Annotated in this window: 31 protein-coding genes and 1 tRNA gene; 16 read left to right on the top strand and 16 right to left on the bottom strand. The window is 74.6% G+C overall.

The genetic code is table 11. The features are described 5' to 3' along the window. Nucleotides 1–138: 138 nt before the first annotated feature. Together ACLFMI_RS10315 and ACLFMI_RS10320 are read right to left on the bottom strand one after the other, a co-directional pair. Nucleotides 139–555, bottom strand: coding sequence for an organic hydroperoxide resistance protein (locus ACLFMI_RS10315; protein ID WP_410947557.1), 417 nt, complete (start codon nt 553–555; stop codon nt 139–141). Nucleotides 556–776: 221 nt separating this feature from the next. Continuing rightward, the gene (locus ACLFMI_RS10320; RefSeq protein ID WP_410947769.1) at nt 777–2,831 is read right to left on the bottom strand and encodes an ATP-dependent DNA helicase; all 2,055 of its coding nucleotides are present in this window, start codon (nt 2,829–2,831) and stop codon (nt 777–779) included. A gap of 140 nt (nt 2,832–2,971) precedes the next feature. Between ACLFMI_RS10320 and ACLFMI_RS10325 the strand changes: the two genes are divergently transcribed. Beyond that, the gene (locus tag ACLFMI_RS10325) at nt 2,972–3,868 is read left to right on the top strand and encodes a thioesterase family protein (protein ID WP_410947558.1); all 897 of its coding nucleotides are present in this window, start codon (nt 2,972–2,974) and stop codon (nt 3,866–3,868) included. 76 nt (nt 3,869–3,944) lie between these two features. On the opposite strand, the gene ACLFMI_RS10330 is transcribed toward ACLFMI_RS10325, so the two are convergent. Both ACLFMI_RS10330 and ACLFMI_RS10335 read right to left on the bottom strand, forming a co-directional pair. Next, nucleotides 3,945–4,514 (bottom strand): isochorismatase family protein, encoded by a 570-nt coding sequence (locus tag ACLFMI_RS10330; RefSeq protein ID WP_410947559.1) that lies wholly within the window; start codon nt 4,512–4,514, stop codon nt 3,945–3,947. Between the two features lie 5 nt (nt 4,515–4,519). After that, entirely contained in the window at nt 4,520–5,812 is a 1,293-nt protein-coding gene (locus ACLFMI_RS10335; RefSeq protein WP_410947560.1) for a nicotinate phosphoribosyltransferase, read from the bottom strand. Between the two features lie 90 nt (nt 5,813–5,902). On the opposite strand from ACLFMI_RS10335, the gene clpS reads away from it, so the two are divergent. The 12 genes from clpS to ACLFMI_RS10395 all read left to right on the top strand — a co-directional run bounded on the left by clpS (nt 5,903) and on the right by ACLFMI_RS10395 (nt 13,380). Continuing rightward, nucleotides 5,903–6,196, top strand: a complete 294-nt coding sequence (gene clpS / locus ACLFMI_RS10340) for an ATP-dependent Clp protease adapter ClpS (protein WP_410947561.1) — start codon at nt 5,903–5,905, stop codon at nt 6,194–6,196. Between the two features lie 31 nt (nt 6,197–6,227). Next, nucleotides 6,228–6,779, top strand: coding sequence for a DUF2017 domain-containing protein (locus tag ACLFMI_RS10345; protein WP_410947562.1), 552 nt, complete (start codon nt 6,228–6,230; stop codon nt 6,777–6,779). Between the two features lie 59 nt (nt 6,780–6,838). Continuing rightward, on the top strand, nt 6,839–7,333 hold the full coding sequence (locus ACLFMI_RS10350; RefSeq protein ID WP_410947563.1) for a M67 family metallopeptidase: 495 nt from the start codon (nt 6,839–6,841) through the stop codon (nt 7,331–7,333). 117 nt (nt 7,334–7,450) lie between these two features. Next, complete coding sequence (locus ACLFMI_RS10355) at nt 7,451–7,726, top strand: MoaD/ThiS family protein (protein WP_410947564.1); 276 nt, start codon at nt 7,451–7,453, stop codon at nt 7,724–7,726. Between the two features lie 60 nt (nt 7,727–7,786). Beyond that, nucleotides 7,787–8,734, top strand: a complete 948-nt coding sequence (locus ACLFMI_RS10360) for a PLP-dependent cysteine synthase family protein (RefSeq protein ID WP_410947565.1) — start codon at nt 7,787–7,789, stop codon at nt 8,732–8,734. Between the two features lie 53 nt (nt 8,735–8,787). Next, nucleotides 8,788–9,399, top strand: coding sequence for a rhomboid family intramembrane serine protease (locus tag ACLFMI_RS10365; RefSeq protein ID WP_410947566.1), 612 nt, complete (start codon nt 8,788–8,790; stop codon nt 9,397–9,399). Further along, the gene (gene murI / locus ACLFMI_RS10370) at nt 9,396–10,244 is read left to right on the top strand and encodes a glutamate racemase (protein WP_410947567.1); all 849 of its coding nucleotides are present in this window, start codon (nt 9,396–9,398) and stop codon (nt 10,242–10,244) included. The genes ACLFMI_RS10365 and murI overlap by 4 nt, the downstream gene beginning before the upstream one ends. After that, nucleotides 10,241–10,615 carry a hypothetical protein gene (locus ACLFMI_RS10375; RefSeq protein ID WP_410947568.1) on the top strand — a complete coding sequence of 125 codons (375 nt, stop codon included), beginning with the start codon at nt 10,241–10,243 and terminating at the stop codon, nt 10,613–10,615. Before murI ends, ACLFMI_RS10375 begins: the two co-directional genes overlap by 4 nt. Beyond that, the gene (locus tag ACLFMI_RS10380) at nt 10,608–11,015 is read left to right on the top strand and encodes a hypothetical protein (RefSeq protein ID WP_410947569.1); all 408 of its coding nucleotides are present in this window, start codon (nt 10,608–10,610) and stop codon (nt 11,013–11,015) included. The genes ACLFMI_RS10375 and ACLFMI_RS10380 overlap by 8 nt, the downstream gene beginning before the upstream one ends. 8 nt (nt 11,016–11,023) lie before the next feature. Next, a complete protein-coding gene (locus ACLFMI_RS10385) occupies nt 11,024–11,809 on the top strand; it encodes an MBL fold metallo-hydrolase (protein ID WP_410947570.1) in 786 nt (261 codons plus the stop codon). 78 nt (nt 11,810–11,887) lie between these two features. Beyond that, nucleotides 11,888–12,685 carry a ribonuclease PH gene (gene rph, locus ACLFMI_RS10390; RefSeq protein ID WP_410947770.1) on the top strand — a complete coding sequence of 266 codons (798 nt, stop codon included), beginning with the start codon at nt 11,888–11,890 and terminating at the stop codon, nt 12,683–12,685. After that, the gene (locus ACLFMI_RS10395) at nt 12,682–13,380 is read left to right on the top strand and encodes a non-canonical purine NTP pyrophosphatase (protein ID WP_410947571.1); all 699 of its coding nucleotides are present in this window, start codon (nt 12,682–12,684) and stop codon (nt 13,378–13,380) included. The genes rph and ACLFMI_RS10395 overlap by 4 nt, the downstream gene beginning before the upstream one ends. A 55-nt stretch (nt 13,381–13,435) precedes the next feature. Here ACLFMI_RS10395 and ACLFMI_RS10400 read toward each other — a convergent pair whose 3' ends face one another. Further along, nucleotides 13,436–13,831 carry a carboxymuconolactone decarboxylase family protein gene (locus tag ACLFMI_RS10400; RefSeq protein WP_410947572.1) on the bottom strand — a complete coding sequence of 132 codons (396 nt, stop codon included), beginning with the start codon at nt 13,829–13,831 and terminating at the stop codon, nt 13,436–13,438. Nucleotides 13,832–13,954: 123 nt separating this feature from the next. On the opposite strand from ACLFMI_RS10400, the gene ACLFMI_RS10405 reads away from it, so the two are divergent. Continuing rightward, on the top strand, nt 13,955–14,620 hold the full coding sequence (locus ACLFMI_RS10405) for a TVP38/TMEM64 family protein (RefSeq protein ID WP_410947573.1): 666 nt from the start codon (nt 13,955–13,957) through the stop codon (nt 14,618–14,620). A 15-nt stretch (nt 14,621–14,635) separates the two neighbouring features. Here ACLFMI_RS10405 and ACLFMI_RS10410 read toward each other — a convergent pair. The 3 genes from ACLFMI_RS10410 to bcp form a co-directional block, all read right to left on the bottom strand. Further along, nucleotides 14,636–14,708 (bottom strand) — tRNA-Leu (locus ACLFMI_RS10410). After that, nucleotides 14,708–15,352, bottom strand: a complete 645-nt coding sequence (locus tag ACLFMI_RS10415) for an HNH endonuclease (RefSeq protein WP_410947574.1) — start codon at nt 15,350–15,352, stop codon at nt 14,708–14,710. Before ACLFMI_RS10415 ends, ACLFMI_RS10410 begins: the two co-directional genes overlap by 1 nt. A 33-nt stretch (nt 15,353–15,385) precedes the next feature. Next, nucleotides 15,386–15,853 (bottom strand): thioredoxin-dependent thiol peroxidase, encoded by a 468-nt coding sequence (gene bcp, locus ACLFMI_RS10420; RefSeq protein WP_410947575.1) that lies wholly within the window; start codon nt 15,851–15,853, stop codon nt 15,386–15,388. Between the two features lie 213 nt (nt 15,854–16,066). Here bcp and ACLFMI_RS10425 point away from each other — a divergent pair, with 213 nt between their 5' ends. After that, on the top strand, nt 16,067–16,288 hold the full coding sequence (locus ACLFMI_RS10425) for a DUF3618 domain-containing protein (RefSeq protein ID WP_410947576.1): 222 nt from the start codon (nt 16,067–16,069) through the stop codon (nt 16,286–16,288). Between the two features lie 112 nt (nt 16,289–16,400). Here the strand turns inward: ACLFMI_RS10425 and ACLFMI_RS10430 are convergent, their stop codons facing one another. The 4 genes from ACLFMI_RS10430 to ACLFMI_RS10445 form a co-directional block, all read right to left on the bottom strand. Further along, nucleotides 16,401–17,621, bottom strand: coding sequence for an NAD(P)/FAD-dependent oxidoreductase (locus tag ACLFMI_RS10430; RefSeq protein ID WP_410947577.1), 1,221 nt, complete (start codon nt 17,619–17,621; stop codon nt 16,401–16,403). A gap of 38 nt (nt 17,622–17,659) precedes the next feature. Beyond that, nucleotides 17,660–18,439 carry a SigB/SigF/SigG family RNA polymerase sigma factor gene (locus ACLFMI_RS10435; RefSeq protein WP_410947578.1) on the bottom strand — a complete coding sequence of 260 codons (780 nt, stop codon included), beginning with the start codon at nt 18,437–18,439 and terminating at the stop codon, nt 17,660–17,662. After that, nucleotides 18,436–18,894: an ATP-binding protein gene (locus ACLFMI_RS10440; protein WP_410947579.1), complete on the bottom strand. Its 459-nt coding sequence runs from the start codon at nt 18,892–18,894 to the stop codon at nt 18,436–18,438. Before ACLFMI_RS10440 ends, ACLFMI_RS10435 begins: the two co-directional genes overlap by 4 nt. 144 nt (nt 18,895–19,038) lie before the next feature. Beyond that, a complete protein-coding gene (locus tag ACLFMI_RS10445; protein ID WP_410947580.1) occupies nt 19,039–19,383 on the bottom strand; it encodes an STAS domain-containing protein in 345 nt (114 codons plus the stop codon). Nucleotides 19,384–19,915: 532 nt separating this feature from the next. On the opposite strand from ACLFMI_RS10445, the gene ACLFMI_RS10450 reads away from it, so the two are divergent. Then, nucleotides 19,916–20,470 carry a hypothetical protein gene (locus ACLFMI_RS10450; protein ID WP_410947581.1) on the top strand — a complete coding sequence of 185 codons (555 nt, stop codon included), beginning with the start codon at nt 19,916–19,918 and terminating at the stop codon, nt 20,468–20,470. A gap of 60 nt (nt 20,471–20,530) precedes the next feature. On the opposite strand, the gene ACLFMI_RS10455 is transcribed toward ACLFMI_RS10450, so the two are convergent. From ACLFMI_RS10455 to selA, 4 genes are all read right to left on the bottom strand, one after another. Beyond that, nucleotides 20,531–20,842 carry a WhiB family transcriptional regulator gene (locus ACLFMI_RS10455; protein ID WP_410947582.1) on the bottom strand — a complete coding sequence of 104 codons (312 nt, stop codon included), beginning with the start codon at nt 20,840–20,842 and terminating at the stop codon, nt 20,531–20,533. Nucleotides 20,843–21,087: 245 nt separating this feature from the next. After that, the gene (locus ACLFMI_RS10460) at nt 21,088–21,561 is read right to left on the bottom strand and encodes an STAS domain-containing protein (protein ID WP_410947583.1); all 474 of its coding nucleotides are present in this window, start codon (nt 21,559–21,561) and stop codon (nt 21,088–21,090) included. A gap of 63 nt (nt 21,562–21,624) precedes the next feature. Beyond that, nucleotides 21,625–23,460: a SelB domain-containing protein gene (locus ACLFMI_RS10465; protein ID WP_410947584.1), complete on the bottom strand. Its 1,836-nt coding sequence runs from the start codon at nt 23,458–23,460 to the stop codon at nt 21,625–21,627. Nucleotide 23,461: 1 nt separating this feature from the next. Next, the gene (gene selA / locus ACLFMI_RS10470; protein WP_410947585.1) at nt 23,462–24,802 is read right to left on the bottom strand and encodes an L-seryl-tRNA(Sec) selenium transferase; all 1,341 of its coding nucleotides are present in this window, start codon (nt 24,800–24,802) and stop codon (nt 23,462–23,464) included. Nucleotides 24,803–24,810: the final 8 nt, after the last annotated feature.

Raw genomic sequence — 24,810 nt, forward strand, 5'->3', positions numbered from 1 at the left:
GAACAGATCCTCGGCAGGCAACATGACCGGCGCCCCTGACAGGTCGGCGACTTCAGCAATCACCAGCCTGTCCAGGGGCACCTTCATGTCGTGCGCCGACACGCCGATCAACCCACAGAACGCGCCTGAGACGTCCGCTCAGACCGTCGTGGCGAGGGACACGTCCACGTTGCCGCGGGTGGCCTTGGAGTACGGGCACACCTGGTGCGCGGCCTCGACCAGCTCGTCGGCCTGCGCGCGGTCCAGGCCGGGCAGGTGCGCGGTGATCTCGGCGCCGATCGTGAAGCTGGTGTCGTCAGGGGTGAGGGTGACGGTGGCGCGCACTGTGGCGTCGTCCGGGACCGCGACCTTCTTCTTGCCGGCGACCAGGCGCAGCGCGCCGTGGAAGCAGCTCGCGTAGGCCGCGGCGAACAGCTGCTCCGGGTTGGTGGCGCCGCCCGGGCCGCCGAGCTCCGGCGGCATCTTCAGGTCCTGGTCGATGAGGCCGTCCTCGGACCGGATGCGCCCGTCCCGGCCGCCGCCGGACGAGGTCGCCGCCGTCGAGTAGTTCGCCATCGTCGATCGCTCCTTCGGTTGTGTCCAATTCAGTTGGGCACAACTTAACCAGATTCCGGCCGGCGGCGCAGCCCGGAGTCAGCTGCCGTCGGTGGACGGACCGTCGGCGAAGGTTCCATGATGAACGGCACACCACGTGCTGTCCGGGCGTCGTTCGACAGCGCTGGGGTGGCGTTGACCTCGGTGAAGGGTCCCCGTCGAGGGGCGGTCGGACCGTGAGTTCAGGCTCCGCGCAGCCGGCGCAGCGCGCCCTGCACCTTCTCCGGGTCGCTGGTCTCCCAGAACGGGGGCAGCGAGGCCCGCAGGAAGCCGCCGTAGCGGGCGGTGGCGATCCGCGGGTCCAGGATCGCGACGACGCCGCGGTCCTCGGTGGAGCGCAGCAGCCGCCCGGCGCCCTGGGCGAGCAGCAGGGCGGCGTGCGTCGCCGACACCGAGAGGAACCCGTTGCCGCCGCGGGCGTCGGCGGCCCGCTGCCGCGCGGAGACCAGCGGGTCGTCCGGGCGCGGGAACGGGATCCGGTCGATGAGCACCAGCGACAGCGACGGGCCGGGCACGTCGACGCCCTGCCACAGCGACAGGGTGCCGAACAGCGACGTCTCCGGGTCCTCCGCGAACCGCTTGACCAGCAGCATCGTCGAGTCGTCACCCTGGCAGAGCAGCGGGGTGTCCAGCTTGCCGCGCAGCGCCTCGGTGGCCTGCTTGGCCGCCCGGGTCGAGGAGAACAGCCCGAGCGTGCGCCCGCCGGCGGCCCGGACCAGGGCCTCGATCTCGTCCAGCGTCTCGCGCGCGAGACCGTCCCGGCCGGGGGAGGGCAGCCGCCGGGCCAGGTAGAGGATCCCGGAGCGCCCGTGCGCGAACGGCGAGCCGACGTCGAGGCCCTTCCAGCGCGGGGCCTCCGGGTCCTGCACCGGGCCGTGCCCCTCCGGGGTCGCGGGCGGGGTGTCACCGGTCTCCTTCGGTTGCGACGCGGGCAGCCCCCACTGGCGGGCCAGGGCGTCGAACGAGCCGCCGAGGGCCAGCGTGGCCGAGGTCAGCACCGTCGTGCGGGTGTTGAACAGCCGCTCGCGCAGCAGCCCGCCCACCGACAGTGGCGCGACCCGCAGCACCTTGTAGCGGCTGCCGTCCGGGCCCTGCTCGCCCAGCCAGACGACGTCGCGGCGCTGGGCCGGGTCGGTCTCGGAGAACGTGTCGACCAGCCGGACCGCGGTCTCGGAGACCTCGTCGAGCAGGGCCAGCGCGAGCTTGCGGGCGGCGGCGCCCTCCGGGTCGCCCTCGTCCGAACGGCGGTTCGCCCCGAGCGCCTGGCGACAGCCCGCCGCGGCCTCCAGGATCGCGTTCAGCGCGCCCGACGCGGCCGGGGACAGCGACTCCCAGCGGGCCGGCGGCATGTCCTCGAGCACCACGCCGAGGCCCTCGCCGGCTTCGGCCAGCCGGTCCGCCAGCTCCTGGTCGACCAGCTTGCCGCAGCGTCGCGCGGCCCCGGCGACGGTGGTCGCGGTGAGCTCGGCGGTGGCCGCGCCGGTCACCCGGTCGACGAGCTCGTGCGCCTCGTCGACCACCACGGCGTCGTGCTCGGGCAGCACCTGCGCCTCGCCCATCGCGTCGATCGCGAGCAGCGCGTGGTTGGTGACGACGATGTCGGCCCGCCCGGCCTCGCCGCGGGCCTTCTCCGCGAAGCAGTCCTCGCCGGCCGGACAGCGGTTCGCGCCCAGGCATTCCCTGGCGGTCACCGACACCTGCCGCCAGGCGCTGTCCGGGACGCCGGGGACCAGCTCGTCGCGGTCCCCGGTCTCGGTGTCCGAGGCCCACTCGTGCAGCCGCTTCACGTTCCGGCCCAGCGCGGAGATCGCGAACGCGTCGAACAGCTGGTCCGCCTCCTCGGCGGCGTCCTCCATGTCCCCGTGCAGCTTGTTCAGGCACAGGTAGTTGCGGCGGCCCTTGAGGATCGCGAACGTGGGCTCCCGGCCGAGCACGGCCTTCAGGCTCTTCGCGACCTTCGGCAGGTCCCGGTCGACCAGCTGGCGCTGCAGCGCGATCGTCGCCGTCGAGATCACGACGGTGCTGTCGCGGGCCATCGCGTGCCGGATCGCGGGCACCAGGTAGGCCAGCGACTTGCCGGTCCCGGTCCCGGCCTGCACGGCGAGGTGCTCGCCGGACGACAGCGCCCGGCGCACCGCGTCGGCCATCCGGTCCTGGCCCTCGCGCCGGCTCCCACCGACCGACGAGACCGCCGTCTCCAGCAGCTCGTGCACGCCGGGGAGGTCACGGGTCGGCACGGGAGCGGGCACCGCACGAGGCTACCGAGCAGCCCCGACAACCGGTGCGGGCCGGGGGAACCCGCGCCGGCCGGCGCTGCGGGGCGTGATGTGGGGCGGCCGGTGCCCGGTGAGCGGCGACACAGGGTCACCATGGAGGCGTGACAGCCACAATCACCACGCAGAACGCCACGGTGCCCGAGCCCGGGCAGTTCCCCGTGCTGATCGAGCACGAGGCCCGCTACGCCGACCTCGACCCGAGCCGGCGGATCGGCCGCGAAGCCCTCGTGCGCTGGTTCGAGGACGCCCGGGTCGCGGTCGAGCGGGACGCCTTCGGCGCCGACCTGGTCGCCCGCCTGCAGTCCCGGGTGCGGCTGCTGCTCGCCGCGATCCGGGTGGACGTGCTGGCCCCGCTGCGGGTCGCCGGCCGCTACCGGATCGGCGTCGGCGTCAGCCATGTCGGCACGACCTCGTTCTCGTACCGGTACGCGGTGTTCGCCGGCGACGAGTGCGTCGCGGCCGGCGAGTCGACCAGCGTGCACACCGACGGCACCGCCCCGTCGCCGCTGCCCGACGAGGTCCGCGCCGCGCTGAGCGGGCTGCGCGTCGACGCGACCGCGTCCGGCCGCCCGGACCGCGGCGGCGAGCGCCTGGTCCGGGAGAACTACCCGTTCCGCTACGACGTCCGGACCCGGTTCACCGACCTGGACACCAACCGGCACGTGAACAACGTGGCGCTGGCGGCCTGGTACCTCGACGGCATCGCCGAGCTGCACCAGGACGTCCTGGGTTATCCGGTCGGCGGCCCGCTGGACGGCCTGTCGCCGTCGTCGCTGTCGGTGCAGTACCTGGACCAGGTGCACTACCCGGGCATCCACACGCTGCGGGTCGGCGTGGCCGAGATCGGCGAGGACACCGTCCGCTACCACTGCGGCCTGTTCGACGGTGCCCGCTGCATCGGGCTGGCCGAGGCCGAGGGCTTCCACCACGCCCCGGGCGACGACGGCGACCCGGTCCGGCTGGCCGAGGCCCTGGCCCCCTTCCGGATGAAGGACTGACCCACCGAACCCACATCACGAGCCTCACCGTCGCGTTGTGGAGCCTTGACGCCGTCCCACGGCGCCCGTGGCGACGTCAGGGCTCCACAACGCGGACGCCTGCGGCGTGGAGCTCCTCCAGGGCCTCGGCGGTGATGTCGGGGGCCACGCCTGCGCAGTGGGAGAGCAGCACCCGCGTCGTCAGGCCGAGCCGCTGGGCGTCCAGCGCGGTGGCCCGCACGCAGTGGTCGGTGGCCAGCCCGACCACGTCCACCGCGGTCACGCGGTGTTCGTCCAGCCAGTCCGCGAGCGGCGGGCCGGACTCGTTCTCCGCGGCGGCCTCGAACCCGGAGTAGGCGCTGGAGTAGGCGCCCTTGTCGAACACGCAGGCGATCGGCGCCACGTCCAGCGCGGGGTGGAACGAGGCCCCCGGCGTCCCGGCCCGGCAGTGCGGCGGCCAGGAATCGCGGAAGTCCGGGGTGTCGCTGAAGTGCGGTCCCGGGTCGACGTGCACGTCCCGGGTGGCGACGACGTGGGTGTAGCCGCGGGCGAGCGCCCCGATCCGCGCGGCCACCGCACCGCCACCGGCGACGGCCAGCGCGCCGCCCTCGCAGAAGTCGTTCTGCACGTCGACCACGATCAGTGCGTGGGTCGGCTCGTCACTCATGGCGGTCACTCCGTGTGGAACGTCGTGGGGATCGCGGGTTCGCCCCGGGAGAGCTTGAGACCCTCCCACGGGACGGCGACCAGCGCGGCCCGGAGCCGCTCGCGGGCCGCGCCCAGGTCCGCGGCGCCGTCCACGACCGCGCCGCCGCGCACCAGCGGGACCGGCAGCACCCGGTCGTGCGGGCCCGCCGCCGGCGCCGTCCCGTGCGGGTGCACGACCTCCTCGACGGCGGTCCCGGTGGGCTTGAACCGGCGCAGTGCCGACTTGCGCCCGCCGCGGGACTCCTTCGCGCTCGAGCGCTTGCTGACCGGGCGCCCGTCCACCTCGACCAGCTTGTAGACCATGCCGGCGGTCGGCGCGCCGGAGCCTGTGACCAGCGAGGTCCCGACGCCGTAGGAGTCCACCGGCTCGGCCCGCAGCGAGGCGATCGCGTACTCGTCGAGGTCGCCGGAGAGCACGATCCTCGTACCGGTCGCGCCGAGCGCGTCGAGCTGCTCGCGGGCCTGGCGGGCCAGCTCGCCGAGGTCACCGGAGTCGATCCGGACCGCGCCCAGACCGGTGCCGGCGGCCTCGATGGCGTGCTCGATGCCGCGGCGGATGTCGTAGGTGTCGACCAGCAGCGTCGTGCCGGTGCCCAGCGCGGCGACCTGGCTGCGGAAGGCGGACAGCTCGTCGTCGTGCAGCAGGATCCAGGAGTGCGCGGCGGTGCCGGCGGTCGGGATGCCGTAGCGGGAGCCGGCGGCCAGGTTCGACGTCGTCGCGAAACCGCCCAGGTAGGCCGCCCGGGCGGCCGCCACGGCAGCCTCCTCGTGGGTGCGCCGGGAGCCCATCTCGATCAGTGGCCGGCCGGCCGACGCGGTGACCATCCGGGCCGCGGCCGAGGCGATCGCCGAGTCGTGGTTGTAGATCGACAGCGCCAGGGTCTCCAGCAGCACCACGTCGGCGAAGGTGCCGCTGACGGTGAGCACCGGCGAGCCGGGGAAGTAGAGCTCGCCCTCCGGGTAGCCGTCGACGTCGCCGGTGAACCGGTAGTCGCGCAGCCAGTCCAGCGTGTCGGCGTCCACCACCCGGGCCAGCAGCTGCAGGTCGGCCGGCCCGAACCGGAACTCCGACAGCGCCTCCAGCAGCCGCCCGGTCCCGGCGACGACGCCGTAGCGGCGGCCGTCCGGCAGCCTGCGGGCGAAGAGCTCGAACACGCACTGCCGGTGCGCGGCGCCCTCGGCCAGCGCCGCGGCCACCATCGTGAGCTCGTAGCGGTCGGTGAACAGTGCGGTGCCGCTGCCCGGCGGAACGGTCATGATGCGGAGCCTATGTGCCGGCCGGCGGCCCGCGGGCGCCCGCCACCGGAGGCGTCGGGGCGGTCGGGGCCCTGTGCCACCATGGGATGCATGACCGCGTCGCCCTCGCCCACCGAGCAGGTCTCGCCGGACCTCGACGAGGCGGGTGCCGGGGACACGCCCTGGCAGGCGATCGTCTGGAACGACCCGGTCAACCTGATGTCCTACGTCACCTACGTGCTCCAGCAGGTCTTCGGCTACCCGGAACCGACCGCGACGGCGCTGATGCTGGACGTGCACCACAAGGGCAAGGCGGCCGTCTCCTCCGGGGATAAGGACACCGTCGAGGGGCACGTGGCGAAGCTGCACGCGGCGGGCCTGTGGGCCACCATGCAGCGGGCCTGAGCCCGGCACGACACCGAACGGATCGAGCGGTATGAACGGCTGGAAGCGCAGCGGTCGCGGGGACCGCGTGCGGTACGTGTCCGGGTTCTCCGGTGAGGAGGCCGCGGTCCTGCGCGGGCTCTTCGGCGAGGTCCGCCAGATGCTGGCGAACCGGTCCGCGGTGGCACCGGAGGACGAGCTGGCCGCGCTGACCGGAATCCGCACCGGGCCCACCTCACGCCCCACCGACCGGGTGCTGGCCCGGCTGCTGCCGGACTTCACGACCGAGGACTCCGACCTGGCCGGCGGCCTGCGGTCGCTGCACGAGCCGGAGCTGATCGAGGCCAAGGACCGGGCGGCCGAGACGGTGCTGGACACCCTGCCGGAGGCCGGCGGCCGGCTCGAGCTGACCAGCGAGCAGGCCGACGCCTGGCTCGCCGCGCTGAACGACGTCCGGCTGGCGCTGGGCACCGCGCTGGACGTGAGCGAGGACATGCCCGAACAGCTGCCCGAGGACGACCCGCGGGGCCAGCACCTGGGCGTATACCACTGGCTGACCTACGTGCAGGACTCGCTGGTCCGGGTCCGGGTCACGGCGCTGTAGCTGTGACCCGTCCCCGCATGGTGTGCGGCGGACGGAGACGCCCCGGTATCCTTCATGGCGTGCTGGCCATCCGTGCGGACCTGATCGACGAGATCGTCGCGCACGCCCGGCGGGACTTCCCGGTGGAGGCGTGCGGGCAGCTCGTCGGGCCCGAGCAGGAGGATCGGCCGGAGCGCTACGTCCCGATGACCAACGCCGACGAGGTCGCGAGCGACTTCGCCTTCTCGCCGGTCGAGGACATCCGGCTCGAGCGCGAGCTCGACGCCCGCGGCGAGCGCCGGATGCTCGTCGTCCACTCGCACACCCGGGTCCCGCGCCGCCCGCTGACCGACTCCGGGCTGCCCGAGGCGTACCCATCGGTGAAGGACGTCGCGCAGATGGAGTGGACCCCGGACCAGCACTGGCTGATCGTGGGGTTGACCACCGCCGACGCGGCGCCCGAGGTGCGCTCCTACCACCTCTCCGACGGCGAGGTCGTCGAGGACGATCTCCAGGTCGTGGAGAGCTACATGTTCGCCCACACCGGTTCCGACGACGTCCCGGACGAGGCCTGAGCCACCCTCGGCGCGCTCCCGCGCCGTCGAGGTCGCGCGGGAATGTCGCCTCCACGGGTCGCGTTGCCGCGCTGAGAGAGTCCGCTGTACCACCCGACCCCAGGAGTGATCACCGAGATGGCCGTCTCCGTCTCCATCCCCACCATCCTTCGCACCCACACCGGCGGCGAGAAGACCGTCGAGGCCAAGGGCGACACCGTCTCCGCGGTCATCGACAACCTGGAGTCGCAGCACAGCGGCATCAAGGACCGTCTGATCACCGACGGCAAGCTGCACCGCTTCGTCAACATCTACGTCGACGACGAGGACGTCCGCTTCGCCGGTGGTCTGGAGGCCCCGGTCCAGGAGAGCTCCTCGCTGACCATCCTTCCGGCCGTCGCCGGCGGGCGCTGAGCCCGACCCGCCTGCCCGGGGCGGGTCCATGCCGGTCCGCCCCGGTCGCGAAGGAGAACCGTGCGTTACGACTCGTTGCTGCACGCCGTCGGCGACACCCCGCTGGTCGGGCTGCCGTCGTTGTCGCCGTCCGAGGACGTGCGGCTGTGGGCGAAGCTGGAGGACCGCAACCCCACCGGCTCGATCAAGGACCGGCCCGCGCTGGCGATGATCTCCGACGCCGAGAAGCAGGGGCTGCTCACGCCCGGCTGCACCATCCTGGAGCCGACCTCGGGCAACACCGGCATCTCGCTGGCGATGGCCTCGAAGCTCAAGGGCTACCAGCTGGTCTGCGTGATGCCGGAGAACACCTCCGCCGAGCGCCGCCAGCTGCTCGCGATGTACGGGGCGCAGATCATCTCCTCGCCCGCGGCGGGCGGCTCGAACCAGGCCGTCGCCGTCGCGAAGCAGCTGGCCGTCGAGCACCCCGACTGGGTGATGCTCTACCAGTACGGCAACCCGGCCAACACCGACGCGCACTACCGCGGCACCGGCCCGGAGATCCTGCGCGACCTGCCGTCGGTCACCCACTTCGTGGCCGGGCTGGGCACCACCGGCACCCTGGTCGGCGCCGGGCGGTACCTGCGCGAGCACAAGCCCGACGTCCAGGTGATCGCCGCCGAGCCCCGGTACGGCGAGCTGGTCTACGGCCTGCGCAACCTGGACGAGGGCTTCGTCCCGGAGCTCTACGACGAGAGCGTGCTGACCGGCCGGTTCTCGGTCGGCAGCTACGAGGCGCTGCGCCGCACCCGCCAGCTCGTCGAGCAGGAGGGGATCTTCGCCGGGGTCTCGTCCGGCGCGATCCTGCACGCCGCGATCACCGCCGCGACCAAGGCGGAGGACGCCGGCGAGCGAGCCGACATCGTCGTCGTCGTGTGTGACGGCGGGTGGAAGTACCTGTCCACCGGCGCCTACTCGGGCGACCTGGGCACCGCCGCGCAGGGCATCGACGGGCACCTCTGGGCCTGATCCCGGCGCGGTTCGCCCGTTCGGCCGTACCCCCGATCGGTACCGTCGAGGGCATGACGAACCCCGGCCGCGCGCCCGCGCGGGTGCTGCCGCCCGCACCGAAGCGGGCCGCGGCGCTGATGCTGCTGTTCACCGCCGCGCTGTACCTGATCGAGGCGGTCGACGGGGCGTCCGGGGGCCGGCTCGACCAGGCCGGGCGGCTCGTCCCGCGGGACGTCGACGGCCTGGTCGGGATCGTCACCGCCCCGCTGCTGCACGGCGGCTTCGGGCACCTGGTCGCGAACACCGTCCCGTTCCTGGTGTTCGGGTTCTTGGCGCTCTCCGGCGGGATCGGGCAGTGGTTCGCGGTCACCGCGACGATCTGGCTGGCCTCCGGGATCGGGGTATGGCTGCTCTCGCCGGCCCCGGTGCTCGGGGCGTCCGGGATCGTGTTCGGCTGGTTCCTGTTCCTGCTGGCCCGCGGGTTCTACGCGCGCAACGTCGGGCAGATCGTGCTCGCGGTGGTGCTGTTCCTGTTCTGGGGGTCGCTGCTGTGGGGCGTGCTCCCGTCGAACCCGCTGGTGTCCTGGCAGGCGCACCTGTTCGGCGCGCTCGGCGGCCTGCTGGCCGCATCCTGGGTGGCCCGGGCCGACGGGCGATCGGCCACGCCTACCCTGAGGGCGTGAGCAGCTCCGCGATCGACGCCCCGATCGGGATCTTCGACTCGGGTGTCGGTGGGCTCACCGTGGCCCGTTCGGTGATCGACCTGTTGCCCGCCGAGCAGGTCCGCTACGTCGGCGACACCGCGCACGGGCCGTACGGGCCGAAGAAGATCGCCGACGTCCGCCGGCACGCGCTCGCGATCGGCGACGAGCTCGTCGAGAGCGGGGTGAAGGCGCTGGTCATCGCGTGCAACACGGCCTCGGCCGCGTGCCTGGCCGATGCCCGCGAGCGCTACCCGGTCCCGGTCGTCGAGGTGCTGCGGCCCGCGGTGCGCCGGGCCGTGGCCGCCACCCGCAACGGCCGGATCGGCGTCATCGGGACCCGGGCCACGATCGCCTCCGGCGCCTACGCCGACGCGTTCGACGCCGCCCCGCAGACCGAGATCACCTCGGTGGCATGCCCCCGGTTCGTCGACTTCGTCGAGCGCGGCACCACCAGCGGGCGGCAGGTGCTCGGCGTCGCGCAGAGCTACCTGGAGCCGTTGCAGCGGGCCCGGGTGGACACCGTCGTGCTGGGCTGCACGCACTACCCGCTGCTGACCGGCGTGCTGGAGATCGTGCTCGGCCCGGACGTGACGCTCGTGTCGTCGGCCGACGAGACCGCCCGCACCCTGGTCCGCACCCTGCACGGGCGGGACCTGCTGCGCGACGACACCGCGCCGCCGGCCCCGCACCGGTTCCTGGCCACCGGCGACCCGGAACCGTTCCGCCGGCTCGGACGTCGATTCCTGGGCCCGGAGATCGGCGCGGTGGTGGGTCGGGCCGGTGCCGGGACGCCCGTCGACACCCCGGTAACGTCCGTGCCGTGATCGAAGTCCTGGTCTTGGTGATCACGGTGGTCCTCGCGGCCGTCGCGGCGTTCGGCCTGGTCACGACCGTGGCGAACCGGCCGCCGGGCCAGGTGCACCGGATCGCCGTCGGGATCGCCGAGGTGCTGCTCGTCGGCCAGGCCGCGGTCGCGGCGTACCGGGTGCTGGTCGGCGGCGTCACGCTGCCCGAGCAGAGCACCTTCCTGATCTATCTCGTGGTATCGGTCTGCGTGCTGCCGATCGCGCTGCAGTTCGCCACCGCCGAGCCGAGCCGCTGGGGCGGCACCGTGGTCGCGGTCGGTGCGGCCGCCACGCTGGTCGTCGTGCTGCGGCTGCAGGGTCTCTGGCTCCCGGCGGTCCCCGGTGCCTGAGCCGCCGGTCCGCGCCACGGCGACCGGCCCCGGCCGGGTGCTGATCGCCGTCTACGGGATCTTCGCGCTGGCCGCGACCGCACGCGCCGGGGTGCAGATCGCGGAACGGTTCGACGAGGCCCCGCTGGCCTACACGCTGTCCGCGCTTGCCGGGGTGGTCTACATCCTGGCCACGGTCGGCCTCGCCGGCACCGGCCCCGGGTTCCGACGGCTGGCGTGGTCGGCGGTGAGCTTCGAGCTCGCCGGGGTACTCGCGATCGGCTCCTTCACGCTCCTGGTGCCGAGCGACTTCCCGGACGACACCGTCTGGACCGACTTCGGCATCGGCTACGGGTTCGTCCCGCTGGTGCTCCCGTTCGTCGGGATCTGGTGGCTGCGCCGTACCGCACGTTCGGGTTAGGGTCGCGCATGCGGCTCATCGTGCTGGGATGTTCCGGCAGCGGTCCCGGGCCCGAGTCACCGGCATCGGGCTACCTGGTGGAGGCCGGCTCGACCCGGATCACCCTCGATCTCGGCAACGGCACGTTCGGCGCGTTGCAGCGCCACCTCGATCCGTGGCAGCTGGACGCCACGGTGTTCAGCCACCTGCACCCGGACCACTGCTCGGACTTCGCGTCCCTGGCCGTGCACCGTCGCTACCACCCGCGGCCCCCGTACGATCCGACGGTCGCGCCGCTGGCCGTGCACGCCCCGGCCGGCGCCGCTGACCGGTTCGCGGCCGCCTATGCGGTGTCCGAGCAGGAGCGGGCGGCCACCGACCTCACCGACGTGTTCACCTTTCACGATCTCGTGGCAGGCGAGCCGCTGCGGGTCGGGGCCGGCGACGACGCCGTCACGGTCACCGCGTACCCGGTCGACCACCCGTGCACGGCCTACGCACTGCGCGTCTCGCACACCGGCCGGACGCTGGTCTACTCCGGCGACACCGGACCGTGCGACGGCCTGGTCGCCGCCGCCCGCGGTGCCGACCTGTTCCTCTGCGAGGCCAGCTGGCCGCACGCCGCGGGCCTGCCGGCCGGGGTCCACCTGTCCGGCAGGCAGGCCGGCGAGCACGCCGCCGCGGCCGGCGCCGCGCGGCTGGTCCTGACCCACGTCCCGGCCTGGTACGACGCCGCCGAGCTGACCGTCGAGGCGAAGGGCGCCTTCGGCGGGACGGTGGAGCAGGCCCTCCCGGACGCCGTCTTCGAGGTCTGAGTCCCCGGATCCGGGAATGCCGCGCGTGGACCGGCCCGCCCGGGTTCCTACGATGACGTGGTGACACGAGCAGAGGGCATGCGCGCCGAGACCAGGGCGGACGGACGGTCGGACGACGAGATGCGCCCGGTGACGATCACCCGGGGCTTCCAGAAGCACCCGGCGGGGTCGGTGCTGGTCGAGTTCGGCGACACGAAGGTGCTGTGCGCGGCCAGCGTGACCGAGGGCGTGCCGCGCTGGCGCAAGGGTTCCGGCCTGGGCTGGGTCACCGCCGAGTACGCGATGCTGCCCTCCGCGACCGACACCCGGTCGTCGCGCGAGTCGGTGAAGGGCAGGATCGGCGGACGGACCCACGAGATCTCCCGGCTGATCGGCCGGTCGCTGCGCGCCTGCATCGACCTGCGCGCGCTCGGCGAGAACACGATCGCGATCGACTGCGACGTGCTGCAGGCCGACGGCGGCACCCGCACCGCCGCGATCACCGGTGCCTACGTGGCCCTCTGCGACGCCGTTGGCTGGCTCGGCGAGCACGGCAAGCTGTCCGACCCGAAGCCGATCTCCTGCCAGGTCGCCGCGGTGTCGGTCGGCGTCGTCGACGGCCGGGTCCGGCTGGACCTGCCCTACGTCGAGGACTCGCGGGCCGAGGTCGACACCAACGTCGTCGCCACCGAGACCGGCACGTTGATCGAGGTGCAGGGTACCGGTGAGGGCGCGACGTTCTCCCGGAGCACGCTCGACGCCATGCTCGACTCGGCCCTGGCCGGTATCGAGCGGCTGGCCCGGATGCAGGTCGAGGCGCTCGCCGAGCCGCACCCGAAGGTGGCCGCCGAGCAGGCCGAGAAGGAGGCCGCGACGGCGACGGAGGGGTCCGCGTGAGCGGTGACGACGGGCGCTCCGGCGAGCCTCCGCGCCGGGTCCTGCTGGCCACCCGCAACGCCAAGAAGCTCGTCGAGCTGCGCCGGATCGTCGACGCCGCCGGGCTCGGCGGCGTCGAGATCGTCGGGCTGGCCGACGTCCCGGAGTTCCCGGAGGCCCCGGAGACCGGCGCGACGTTCGCGGAGAACGCGCTGGCCAAGGCCCGTGATGCGGCCGCCGCGACCGGCCTGCCGGCGATCGCCGACGACTCCGGGATCACCGTCGACGCGCTCAACGGGATGCCGGGCATCTTCTCCGCCCGCTGGGCCGGCCGGCACGGCGACGACGAGGCCAACCTGTGGCTGCTGCTCGGGCAGACGGCCGACGTGCCGGACGAGCGGCGCGGGGCGGCGTTCGTGTGCGCGGCGGCCCTGGTGACGCCCGCCGGCGCCGCCGGGCCCGGGGCCGCGCCGGACGCCGCGTGCGCCTCGCTCGGCGAGGCACCGGGGCGCACGGTGGTGCACGGCACCTGGCGGGGCACCCTGCTGCGCGAGCCGAGCGGGGAGAACGGGTTCGGCTACGACCCGATCTTCCGGCCGGAGGGGGAGTCCCGGTCGTCGGCGGGGCTCTCGGCGGAGGAGAAGGACGCCGCCTCGCACCGCGGCCGCGCGCTGCGCGCCCTGGTCCCGCACCTGCAGGCCTTCACCCCCCGCTGACCCCACCCCCGTTGCCCGGGAGCGGGTCGGCTCCACGACGCGGGATGGGGAGGGGTCAGTCTTCGGCGAGGATCGGCTGGGCGATCTTGAAGGCGCTGTTCGCGGCGGGCACACCGCAGTAGATCGCGGTCTGGAGTAGGATCTCCACGATCTCCTCGCGGGACAGGCCGTTGCGCTTCGCGGCGCGCACGTGCAGCTCGAACTCGTGCCAGTGCCCGTGCGCGACCAGTGCGGTCATCGTGACCGCGGAGCGCATCCGCCGGTCCAGCCCGGGCCGGGTCCAGATCTCGTTCCAGGCGTACCGGGTGATCAGCTGCTGGAACTCGGCGGTGCTGGCGTCGACCTTCGCCAGGGACGCGGCGACGTAGTCCGCGCCGAGTACCTCGCGGCGCACGGCCAGGCCGTCCGCGTCGAGCTCGGCGGGGTCGATACCGGGGGTGTCGTGGGCCATGGCCGGTAGCCTCTCACGGTCCACCGGCCGGTCCTGGCCGTGATCCGCAGAGCGGAAGCAGGTCGTCTCCCGGGAGCAGACGTGACGACGGCAACCCGCCGCGTCTGAGTACGGTGGTGTCTCGTGCGGTGGTGGCGGCAGATCCTGGGTGCCCTCGGGCTGGTGCTCGTGGTCGCGCTCGTCGTCCTGATCGCCCGCGCGCACGGCCTGCCCGCGGTGCCCCGGTTCGAGGATCTTCGCCGGGTCGTCACCGAGTCCGGTGCCTGGGGCCCGGTGATGTTCGTACTGCTGCAGGTGCTGCTCAACGTGCCGCCGTTCCCGCGGACCGTGTTCACCGTGACGGCCGGGGTGCTGTTCGGCTCCGTCGCCGGGACCGCGCTCACCCTGTCCGCGACCGCGCTGGCCGCGGTCGTCGCGTTCGGACTGGTCCGGCTGACCGGGGGCAGGCTGATCGCCCGCTACGCCCGGCACCCGCGCGCGGAGTGGGTCCGCCGGCGCCTCGACCACCACGGGACGCTCGCCGTCACCTCGCTCCGGCTGATCCCGATGGTGCCGTTCGCGGCGATGAACTACCTGTCCGGGCTCTCCGCGGTCCGGTTCTGGCCCTACCTGATCGGGACGGTGATCGGCTCGCTGCCGAGCACGGTCGCCATCGTCGCGCTCGGCGACGCGGTGACCGGGCAGCCACCGCCGGCCCTGCTGCTGGTCTCCGCGGCGTGCGCGGTGGTCGGGCTCGGCGGGGTGCTGCTCGCGGCCCGGCGGCCGCTGCCGGACGAGCCGGCCGCCTGAGCTGCGGGTTTACTGTGCCGGCGGCGGGATTCGAACCCGCACTGACACGGACCTAAACCGTGGGCCTCTCCCTTTGGGCTACGCCGGCTAGTCCTTTCGGACGCACCACGTCTCGGTGAGCGCGTGGCAGTTCGGACACAGAATACGGAGGTTCTCCAGCCGGTTGTCGGTGTGGTCCCCGTTGATGTGGTCCAGTGCGAGGGGCAGCGGCCGGTCGCGCCACTCGTTCCTGCCGCACTCCTCGCAACGATTCTCCTTGACCCCCTCGGCGATCAACCTCCTGCGCAGCGGGGCGCTGCTGCGATAGGTCGAGTTCCGCACCAGGATCTCGTCCAGCGGCCGGGACAGCCGCCGCCCCGGGAACGTGCGGCCGCGCGCCCATGCCCGCCCGGTGAAGTGCGAGGTGTCGAGGCCGAGCGAACGGATGTGACTGCGGATGTGCCGGTGCATCCCGCCGCTCGGCGAGTACCCGAGCCGGCGCATCACCTCGGCGAGCGAGTCGGCCTCCCGCACCAGCTGCGCGAGATGCTCGTCGGTCCAGTTGTTGCGGCGACGAACCTCCACCGCCCCGGGAAGGTGGCTCGCATCCACGCCGACCCGCGCGATGTGCCCCCGCAACCAGTCGTAACGCCCCGGCTGGATCCCGAGCCGCCGGCACACCTCGCTCAGCCGGCTCGACGCCGCGACGGCTTCGACGAGCTGCTCGTCGGTCCACCGGCGGGCGCGCGGCATCAGGCGCCGCCCGCCGGCCGGACCGTACGCACGTCAGATCTTCCAGTCCTTGCGCAGCTTCGCCACATGGCCGGTGGCCCGGACGTTGTACTTGGCGTCGGTGATCGTGCCGTTCTCGTCGATCAGGAACGTCGAGCGGATGACACCGGTGACGGTCTTGCCGTACATCGTCTTCTCACCGAAGGCGCCCCACTCGCCGAGGACCTTCTTCTCCGGGTCGGACAGCAGCGGGAAGGTGAGACCCTCGGCATCCCGGAAGGTGGCGAGCTTCGCCGGCTTGTCCGGGGAGATGCCGAGGACGTCGATCCCGGCGTCGTTCAGCTCGGCGAGGTTGTCACGGAAATCGCACGCCTCCTTGGTGCAGCCGGGGGTGCTCGCCGCGGGGTAGAAGTAGACGATCACCTTGCGGCCGCGGTGGTCGGCCAGCGAGACGGGCTTGCCGTCGGCGTCGTCGAGGGTGAAGTCGGGGGCGGTGTCGCCCGCCTGCAGCCTGCTGCTCATGCGATCAGCCTCTCACCCGGGACCGACACCGGACCGCCGACTTCGTGACCTGTGGACAACTCGCCGTGCCCGCCGCGCGCGGCCCGGCCCCCGGGTGGCTACGGTGTGCCACGTCGCCGCTCACCGGCGCCGTACGCCGCCGGTGGGACCGGCGCGAGGAGCAGGAGACAACCGGGACGCGTCCGCGCGTCCGGCCGACGCGGAGGAGACCTGGTGGCCCGCGACCCCGAGAACATCCAGCGCGAGATCGAGAAGACCCGGGACGCGCTGGCCGAGAGCCTCGACGCCCTGGCCGACCGGGCGAACCCGAAGACCCTGATCGAGGGGAGCAAGGAGCAGATCGCCGAGAAGCTGGCCGACCCGAAGATCAAGTACACGCTGATCGCGGTCGGCACGCTGGTCGGGCTGGTCCTGGTCCGCTCGATCTTCCGCTGAGCGGAGCTTGCGGAGCGAACATCGGCGCTGAGCGGAGCTTGCGGAGCGAACATCGGCGCTGAGCGGAGCTTGCGGAGCGAACATCGGCGCTGAGGTCCCGGGTCCCGGGACCTCAGCCCAGGGTGTCGCGGAACTCCAGCACCGCGGCCCGGTCGGCGCCGTCGGCGAGCGGCTTGCGGTAGCGGGCGATCCGCCGGGCCGCGCCGAACCCGACGACCGCGACCAGCTCCTCGCCGCGCAGGTACCCCACGACGGTGCCCTTGATCTCGCCGCCGTCCAGGCCGTCGCCGTGCAGTGACAGCAGGCCGTCGGCCAGGTCCGGGCGTCCGATCAGCTGGAGCTTCATCCCGAACTGGTCGGACCAGAAGTAGGGCACGGTCGCGGGCGGCGGCTCGGCGCCGGCGATGGCCCGGGAGACCACGGCGGCCTGGTCGGTGGCCGAGGTCCAGTGCTCGTGCCGGGGCCGGTCGCCCTGCAGCGGATCGGTCCAGGCGGCGGCGTCGCCGACCGCCCAGACGCCGGGCAGGCCCTCGACCCGCCCCTGCGTGTCGCACGGGATCCCGCCGGACAGGTTGAGCCCGGTGGACTCCAGCCAGCCCAGATCGAGCTGCCCGCCCACCCCGACGACGATCTGGTCGGCCGTCACCGAGGTCCCGTCGGACAGCTCGGCCCCGGTGTCGGTGAACGCGGTGACGGTGACGCCGCAGCGCAGGTCCGCGCCGCCGTCGGAGATCAGCCGGGCGGCCAGCGCACCGACCTCGGGGCCCAGCACCCGGCCCATCGGGACATCCCCGGCCTCCAGCACCGTGACGTCCAGGCCGCGGTCCAGCGCACCGCCTGCGACCTCTGCGCCGATGAACCCGGCCCCGACCACCAGCAGCGACGAGGCCCCGTTCAGCGCGTCGCGCAGGGCCTGCGACTCGTCCACGCTGCGGAGCAGGTGCGCCGAGGAGGGCTGGCCGTCGAGCAGCCGGGAGGTGACACCGACGGCGAGCACGATCGCGTCCGCGTGCAGGGTGGTGCCGTCGTCGAGCTCGAGTTCCTGTCCCTCGCCGCCCACCCGCAGGGCCACGGCGGCCCGGCCGAGGTGGGCGCGTACCCCCAGCTCGTCGAGGGCGTCATGGCCGACCAGGTCGATCCGGTCCCGCTCCCAGTCGCCGGCCAGGAACTGCTTGGACAGCGGCGGGCGGTCGTAGGGGAGGTGCTCCTCGGCGCCGACCAGGCTGATCCGGCCCTCGTAGCCGGCCCGGCGCAGGCCCTCCACGGTGCGCAGGCCGCTCAGCCCGGCCCCGACCACCAGCACGTGCTCCGGCACGCCGTCCTGCTCGCCCACTGCGCCTCCCGTGTCGTCGCTCGACGACGGCAGCCTACCTACGGCGCGCGGTCGCCCGGTTCGAGTCGGTCGCGCAGCCGGGTCAGGGTCTGCGACAGCAGCCGGGACACGTGCATCTGGGAGATGCCGACCTGGTCGGCGATCTGGGTCTGGGTCTGGTTGCCGAAGAACCGCAGCATCACGATGGTGCGCTCGCGCGGCGCGAGCTCGGAGAGCAGGGGTCGCAGCGACTCCCGGTAGTCGACCCGGTCGAGCTCGGCGTCGGCGTCACCGACGAGCTCGCCGACGGTGGCGCTACCGTCCTCGGAGGAGAGCATCTCGTCCAGCGAGGAGCTGCGGTAGGCCTCGGCCGCCTCCAGCCCCTCGAGAACCTCGTTCACCGGCAGGTCCAGCCGGTGCGCGATCTCCGATGGCTTCGGTGCGCGCCCGAGCACCTGGGACAGCTCGGACACCGCGCCATTGATCGACACGTGCATGTCCTTGAGCCGCCGGGGCACCCGCATCGACCAGCTCTGGTCGCGGAAGTGCCGGCGGACCTCGCCGGAGATCGTCGGCACGGCGAACGAGAAGAACTCACCGCCCTTGCCCGGGTCGAACCGGTCGATGGCGTTGATCAGCCCGACGGTGGCGACCTGGGTCAGGTCGTCCAGCGGCTCCCCGCGGTGGTTGAACCGGCGGGCGATGTGCTGGGCGACCGGCAGGAACCCGGTGACCAGACGGTCCCGCAGCACCTCCCGGCGCGGGTCGTCCGGGTCGAGTGCCGCGTACTCCTCGAGCAGCGGGGTGAGGTGGCCGTACTCGGAGTCCGTCGACGTCACAGCCCGGGTCCGGAGAGCTTGTGCAGTCGTATGGTCAGCGTGGACGCGCTGTCCGCGGCGCTCGCGGCGCCGTCAGCGGCACCGGCCTCCACCGACACCCGGTCGGCGAGTGTCTGCAGGACCCGCCAGCCGAAGCTGTCGGTGGGCAGCTCGGCCCCGTCCGGGGTGTGCACCCGCGCCGAGACGTCGATCCGCTCGCCGTGCACGTCGAACGTGCAGCGCAGCGCGGAGTCCGGGGTGGCCAGGCCGACCAGCGTCGCGCACGCCTCGTCGACGGCCATCCGCAGGTCGGAGATGGCGTCGAGGTCGAAGTCGGCGCGGGCCGCCAGATCGGAGGCGACGGCCCGCACGGTCGGGATCAGCGCGGCACGGGCCGCCGTCCGGATCTCGACGGTGGCCGGCCCCGTCGCGCCGTCGGCGCTCTCGGGGGCGCTCGGCAAGTCGTCCTGGGCCACGCGGGGTGTCCTTTCCTCGTCCGGGTCGGGGGATTGCGGGTCGGTGTGGGTGGTCGTCACGGCCGGTCCGCGCCGGTCGCACCGGGATCATGACGCGCGTCCCGGCGCGCCGCAGCGCCGGGTGCGCGGCGGCCGGGTGCGTCCTCAGCCACCGGCCGGCACGCCGGGACCGGGGATCCGGTTCTGGCCGGGCAGCACGGTGAACAGCTGGGCGGTGCCGGTGACCTCCAGCGGCCGCAGCACCGCCCGGCCGGTGGCGACGACGAACAGCCGCCGGTCGTCGTCGGCGGCGCGGCGGGCCGTGCGGATGAGCGCTCCCAGGCCGCTGGAGGCCAGGAAGGTGACGCCCGCCAGGTCGACGGCGAGGTCGTCGCCGGGGGTGTCCAGGAGGTCGTGGAGGGCGGTGCCGAGGCGGGGCGCGGTCAGCGTGTCCACCTCGCCCCGCACGATCAGCACGGTCAGCCCGGTGCGCGGGGTGGCGAACGCCACCCCGAGGTCGGGCGACTCGCCGTCGTCCCGGAACGGCGGTACCGGAGCGGATCCGGACAGGGGATCACCTCCTGGGCGGGGCGGAACGGCACCGGACGCCGTGGTCCCGACGGTCCGCGCACTCTTCTCGTGCCGGAGCGGGCCGGCCGGACGGGGCGTGCCCGGAAGGGTACCGGCCGGTCCGCGGCGCACCGGGGTCGCCGCTACCGCGGGCCCGGCGCAGCCCGCCCGGCGACGGGCTGGATCGGTTCCGTCCGGGCCGGTCGGTCGGGTGGCTGCGGCGGAACGCCCCGGGCGGCGGGACGGCGGCCCGTCTCGACCGGTCGGCCCGGCCGGTCGACCGGCGGGCGTGCGCGGGGGCGCCCGGCCACCCCGGGCACGCGAGCCCGGATCGGCCCGCTGCCGCGGCGGACCCGCTCGCGGCGCGCGTGCCCCCATTCGTCCGAACGGGGTCGGAAACGGGGCGCGCAACCGCGTCGTACGCGATCTACTCCCTCCGGCGGCAGGTGGACGATCAGGGCGGAGGTGCGTGATGGTCGCGGGGGAGTCGGCGGTCCCGGCGCGCCGGTTGGTGGCGGTCGCGCTGACCGAGGCCGAGTCCGCACGGGCCGGCAGCACGCTGGCCGAACTCTGCGGGAGCACCGGCGAGACCGACCTGCTGGTGGTCCGCCGCGACCCGGCGGCGCAGCGGCGGCTGGTCGGACCGGCCGAGGCCGAGGACTACTCCTGCGACGATCCCGCGGACGATCCCGACGACGAGCCGGTGACGATGCCGCTCGGCCGGCTGCCGGGTGGCCGGATCCGGTTGCACCGGCTCGGACTGCGCTGGACGGTGCAGGACGGTGACGAGCCGGACCTCGTGGCCGCGCTGTCCGAGCTGGTCGGCTTCGACCCGGACGACGACACGTTCTGCGTGGCGCCCGCGCGGACCTCCCCGGTGGCCGACCCGGAGATCGAGGTCGTACGGCGGGCGGTCCGCCGGGTCGCCCGGGTGTACGGGCTGCCGGTACTGCCCTACCGGCGCACGAGCGCGATCGCCGGGCCGGCTCCCGCTCCGCCGTCGCGGGCCGGGCTCCCGCCGGCCTGAACCCGGGGCCGGACACACGAACGGCCCGTCCCCGGGGACGGGCCGCGGTGCGGGGTCGGATCAGCCGGCGGCGACCAGGTCGTCCTGTCCGGCGGCGTCGCGGCGCTCCAGGATCGCCCGGCGCTCGGACTCGCCGAGCCCGCCCCAGACGCCGAACGGCTCCCGGCTGGCGAGCGCGAAGCGGCGGCACTCCTGGATGACCGGGCAGCTCCGGCAGACCTGCTTGGCCCGCTCGGTGCGGCGGGACCGGGACGGGTTGCGCTCGCCGTCCGGGTGGAAGAACACGGCACTGTCCATGCCGCGACAGGCGCCGAGCCGCTGCCACTCCCACTCGTCGTCCATCGGGCCGGGAAGCCGGGACACGTCGCTCACGCGCTCACCTCGTCGATCGGGACCCCGGGGCCGCCGGGGTGGTTGGCAGTCGGTTCCCGAAGTCCGACGAGACCAAACATGCGGGCGGCGCCGATCAGTGCTACGTGCGGATGCACGGGATGTGCCCGGGCCGCCCGGAGGCGACGGGATCGGGACCGGCGACCCTGGTCGCAGGGGCCGTGCCGGCGCGTCCGGCACGGGACTGACCCCTGGAGACCATGGTGTGTGATATAGGTCACATCCAGTCAGGAGTTCAGGCTGGCCTCGACGTCGTCGTGGATGTCGAACAGGTGGTGCAACCCGGCGATGCCGATCGGGCGCAGTACCCGGCGCTCGGTGCACGCCAGCCGCAGCTCGACGCCCTCCCGGTGCGCCTGCTCGCGCAGCTCGATGAGCGCGGCCAGCCCGCTGGTGCCGAGGAACCGGACCCCGTCCAGCGCGAGGACCACCAGCGAGCTGTCCGGGATCCGCCGGGTGACCTCGTGGCGGAGCTGCGGGGCGGTGAGCATATCCAGCTCCCCGGTCACCGTCACCACCAGCACCCCGGACGACGGGCTGGTGATCCCCAGCCCGAGCGCGTCCGGGTCGTCGGCGTCCGGGTCGTCGGCGTCCGGGTCGTCGGCGAGCAGCCGGTCGGCGTCCTGCTGCAGCGGGTCGGCGCGGGTCGCTCCGGGGCCGCCGTCCGGTGTGCCGGGGGCCGATCCACCGAAGTCGGTCATCGGCCCGACGGTAGGCACCCGGAGGACGCCCCGCCACTCGGAGCGACGATGTCGCACCACCGGTCAGCGCAACCGGTGCACCCCTCCGGCCGTACGCACGGTGACGCCCCGGCGGCCGAGCAGCTCCAGCAGCGGGACCACGACCCGCCGGCTGGATCCGAGCGCCTCCCGGACCGTGCTCGGTGTGAACTCGTCGCCGAGGTCGCGGAGCACCTCCACCGCCCGGTCCGGGGCGTCCGGGAGCAGCACCACCTCGGGTGTGAGCCGCAGCAGCTCCCCGGCGCGCTCCAGGGCGGCCAGCTCCCGCGGCCCGAGGCCGAGTCCGGCCAGCCGCTCGGCGTCCGGCGCGGTGAACGGCGTGCGGGTGAGATCGGCGCGCAGCTCGGCGGCGGCGGCGAGCAGCTCGGCGGGCGGGCCCGCGTCGGCGGCGGTACGGACCCGGCCGTCCCGCACGACCGGGACCTCGGCCGCCTCCGACGAGGTGTCCCGGGCCCAGTCCAGCGCCGCCTCGACCAGGGCGGCGTCCGGCAGGTCGACCGCGCGCCGGGCGGCGGCCAGCGGCAGGCCCGGATCGAGCGGGTCGGCGGCGTCGTGCCGGGCCAGCGCCGCCGCGAGGTCCGCGGCCGCGGACAGCGCCCGGGCCGGGTGCAGCAGCAGCCCCACCGCGCCGGGGACCCGCCCGGCGAGCGCGCGGATCTCGGGCCCCGGGACGCCGAGCCGGGTCAGCTCGGCGGTGCGCACCGTGCCGCGGCGGGCCAGCTCCGCGCCGGCGTCCGGGGTGCCGGTCGCCGCCGCGAGCTCCCCGGCCCGTTGCCGGGCCGCGCCGCGGCGACGCAGCGGGGGCGGTTTCGGGTCGAGCACGGTCAGCCCGGCCACCACCCGGCGGGCGCCCGGGTCGCGCAGCACCGCGCGGTCGCCGATCCGCAGCGGCAGCGGCCGCGCCGGCCGGAGGCGGATCAGCCCGGCACCGGCGTCGAGCGGGCGCATCCGGACCGGGACGGCCGCCGATCCGGCGTGCAGGGTGAGCCCGACCGGGGAGTTCCCGACCTCCGGCGGGCCGCCGATCCCGTGCAGCCGGACGTCGAACTCCCGGGCCACCGGCCAGGCCCGCGGGGCGAGCAGCACGTCGCCGCGGCGCACCGCCGAGTGCGGGAGGCCGCGCAGGTTCAGCGCGACCCGGGCGACCGCCGTCGCGGCGTCCACCGGCTCACCGAGCTCCTGCACCGCCCGGACGGTGACCGCCGTCCGGCCGTCCGCACCGTCGAGCTCCAGCTCCTGCCCGGGCGCGACGGTGCCGCTGCGCAGCGTCCCGGTGACGACGGTCCCGGCCCCGCGCACGGTGAAGGCCCGGTCCACCCACAGCCGCACGTCGGCGTCGGGCTCGGGGGCGGGGATCCCGGAGACCAGGTCGGCGAGCGCTGTGCGCAGGTCCTCCAGCCCGGCACCGGTCGGTGCGGACACGCACACCGCGGGCCAGTCCCCGAGTCCGCGGGCCGCGAGCGCGTCCCGGGCATCGGCCAGCGCGAGGTCGGGGTCGAGCAGGTCGCAACGGGTGATCACGAGCAGCCCGCGGTCCAGCCCGGCGGCGGCCAGGGCGTCGGCGTGCTCGGCGGACTGCGGCATCCAGCCCTCGTCGGCGGCGACGACGAACATCGCGGCCGGCGCCGGACCGGCGCCGGCGAGCATGGTGGAGACGAACCGTTCGTGGCCCGGGACGTCGACGAACGCGACCGTCCCGTCCCGGGGGAGCCCGGGCAGCGTCGTCCAGGCGAAGCCGAGGTCGATCGTCATGCCGCGGCGACGCTCCTCGGCGTACCGGTCGGGTTCCATCCCGGTCAGCGCCCGGACCAGGGTGGACTTGCCGTGGTCGACGTGCCCGGCGGTGCAGAGCACGTGCACCTCAGGCCTCCGGGTCCGGCACGGCCCGGACCACCGCGCCCAGCACGTCGTCGGCGGAGGGGGGCAGGGCCCGCAGGTCGAGCAGGCAGCGCCCGTCGGCGACCCGGCCGAGGACCGGCGGGTCCCCGGCGCGCAGCGGGTCGGCGTAACGGGCCGGCAGCGACACCGCCGCGCTCGGCAGCTCCACCCCCGGGGCGCCGCCGCCGCCGACCCCGGCGACGGTGTCCAGCGGGTGCGCGTCGACGCCGTCCGCGGCCAGCGCGGCCGCCAGCGCCGCCGCCCGGGCCCGCAGGTCCTCCGGGGTGGCGTCCAGCGCGTCGCGGACCGGGGTGGGTGGCCCGGTCACCGACGCCTCCAGCGCGGCCAGGGTCAGCTTGTCCACCCGCACCGCCCGGGCCAGTGGGAACCGGCGCACCCGTTCCACCAGCTCCGCGCCGCGCTCCCCGCCGCCGAGCAGCAGCCCGGCCTGCGGCCCGCCGAGCAGCTTGTCGCCGGACGCGGTGACCAGGTCCGCCCCGGCGGCCAGCGTGGAGGCGACGTCCGGTTCTTCGGGCAGCCGCGGGTGCGGGCGCAGCAGCCCGGAGCCGGTGTCGGCGACGACGGGCGGTCCCAGCCGGGCCAGCTCGGCGACGTCGACGTCCGAGGTGAAGCCGGTGACCACGAAGTTCGACGGGTGCACCACGAGCAGGAACGCCGTGTCGTCGCCGATCGCCTCGGCGTAGTCCCGCAGGTGGGTGCGGTTGGTGGTACCGACCGGGCGCAGCCGGGCGCCGGTGGACTCGATCAGCTCCGGGATCCGGAAGCCGTCGCCGATCTCGACGAGCTGGCCGCGCGAGATCACGATCTCCCGGCCGGTGCCGGCGAACGCGGCGCAGACCAGCGCGAGCGCGGCGGCACCGTTGTTCGCCACCCAGGCCGCGGACGCCTCCGGCACGGCGCGGCGCAGCGCGGCCAGCGCACCGGTGCCGCGCGGCCCGCGCCGCCCGGTGCCCAGGTCCAGCTCGACGTCGCAGGTCCCGGCGACGGCGTCGATCGCCTCCCGGGCCGCGGCGGACAGCGGTGCCCGGCCGAGGTTGGTGTGCAGCAGCACGCCGCTGGCGTTGAGCACCGGGCGGATCGACGTCGCGGTGGCCGGCAGCGCGGCGAGCGCGTCGGCGGCGACTTCCTCCGGCGCGACGACGCCGTCCCGGGCCCGTTGCTGGGCACCGGCCACGGCGTCCTTGACCCGTTCCCGGCCGAGCCGGGCGGCCGCGGCGGCCAGCGCCGGGTCGGCGAGCACGGCGTCGGTGCGCGGGACGCGGCGGCGCGGGTCCGCCGCGTCCCGGTGGCGCGCGGTGGTCATCCGCGCAC

It is taken from the genome of Pseudonocardia nantongensis, from assembly GCF_046546495.1.
GTDB lineage: Bacteria > Actinomycetota > Actinomycetes > Mycobacteriales > Pseudonocardiaceae > Pseudonocardia > Pseudonocardia nantongensis.

Coding starts and splice junctions, on each gene's coding strand:
- ACLFMI_RS10365 (WP_410947566.1), top strand. CDS start 8,788: ATGACGAACCCCGGCCGCGCGCCCGCGCGGGTGCTGCCGCCCGCACCG.
- selA (WP_410947585.1), bottom strand. CDS start 24,802: ATGACCACCGCGCGCCACCGGGACGCGGCGGACCCGCGCCGCCGCGTC.
- ACLFMI_RS10355 (WP_410947564.1), top strand. CDS start 7,451: ATGGCCGTCTCCGTCTCCATCCCCACCATCCTTCGCACCCACACCGGC.
- ACLFMI_RS10315 (WP_410947557.1), bottom strand. CDS start 555: ATGGCGAACTACTCGACGGCGGCGACCTCGTCCGGCGGCGGCCGGGAC.
- clpS (WP_410947561.1), top strand. CDS start 5,903: ATGACCGCGTCGCCCTCGCCCACCGAGCAGGTCTCGCCGGACCTCGAC.
- ACLFMI_RS10345 (WP_410947562.1), top strand. CDS start 6,228: ATGAACGGCTGGAAGCGCAGCGGTCGCGGGGACCGCGTGCGGTACGTG.
- rph (WP_410947770.1), top strand. CDS start 11,888: ATGCGCGCCGAGACCAGGGCGGACGGACGGTCGGACGACGAGATGCGC.
- ACLFMI_RS10450 (WP_410947581.1), top strand. CDS start 19,916: ATGGTCGCGGGGGAGTCGGCGGTCCCGGCGCGCCGGTTGGTGGCGGTC.
- ACLFMI_RS10385 (WP_410947570.1), top strand. CDS start 11,024: ATGCGGCTCATCGTGCTGGGATGTTCCGGCAGCGGTCCCGGGCCCGAG.
- bcp (WP_410947575.1), bottom strand. CDS start 15,853: ATGAGCAGCAGGCTGCAGGCGGGCGACACCGCCCCCGACTTCACCCTC.
- ACLFMI_RS10460 (WP_410947583.1), bottom strand. CDS start 21,561: ATGACCGACTTCGGTGGATCGGCCCCCGGCACACCGGACGGCGGCCCC.
- ACLFMI_RS10335 (WP_410947560.1), bottom strand. CDS start 5,812: ATGACCGTTCCGCCGGGCAGCGGCACCGCACTGTTCACCGACCGCTAC.
- ACLFMI_RS10400 (WP_410947572.1), bottom strand. CDS start 13,831: ATGGCCCACGACACCCCCGGTATCGACCCCGCCGAGCTCGACGCGGAC.
- ACLFMI_RS10415 (WP_410947574.1), bottom strand. CDS start 15,352: ATGCCGCGCGCCCGCCGGTGGACCGACGAGCAGCTCGTCGAAGCCGTC.
- ACLFMI_RS10330 (WP_410947559.1), bottom strand. CDS start 4,514: ATGAGTGACGAGCCGACCCACGCACTGATCGTGGTCGACGTGCAGAAC.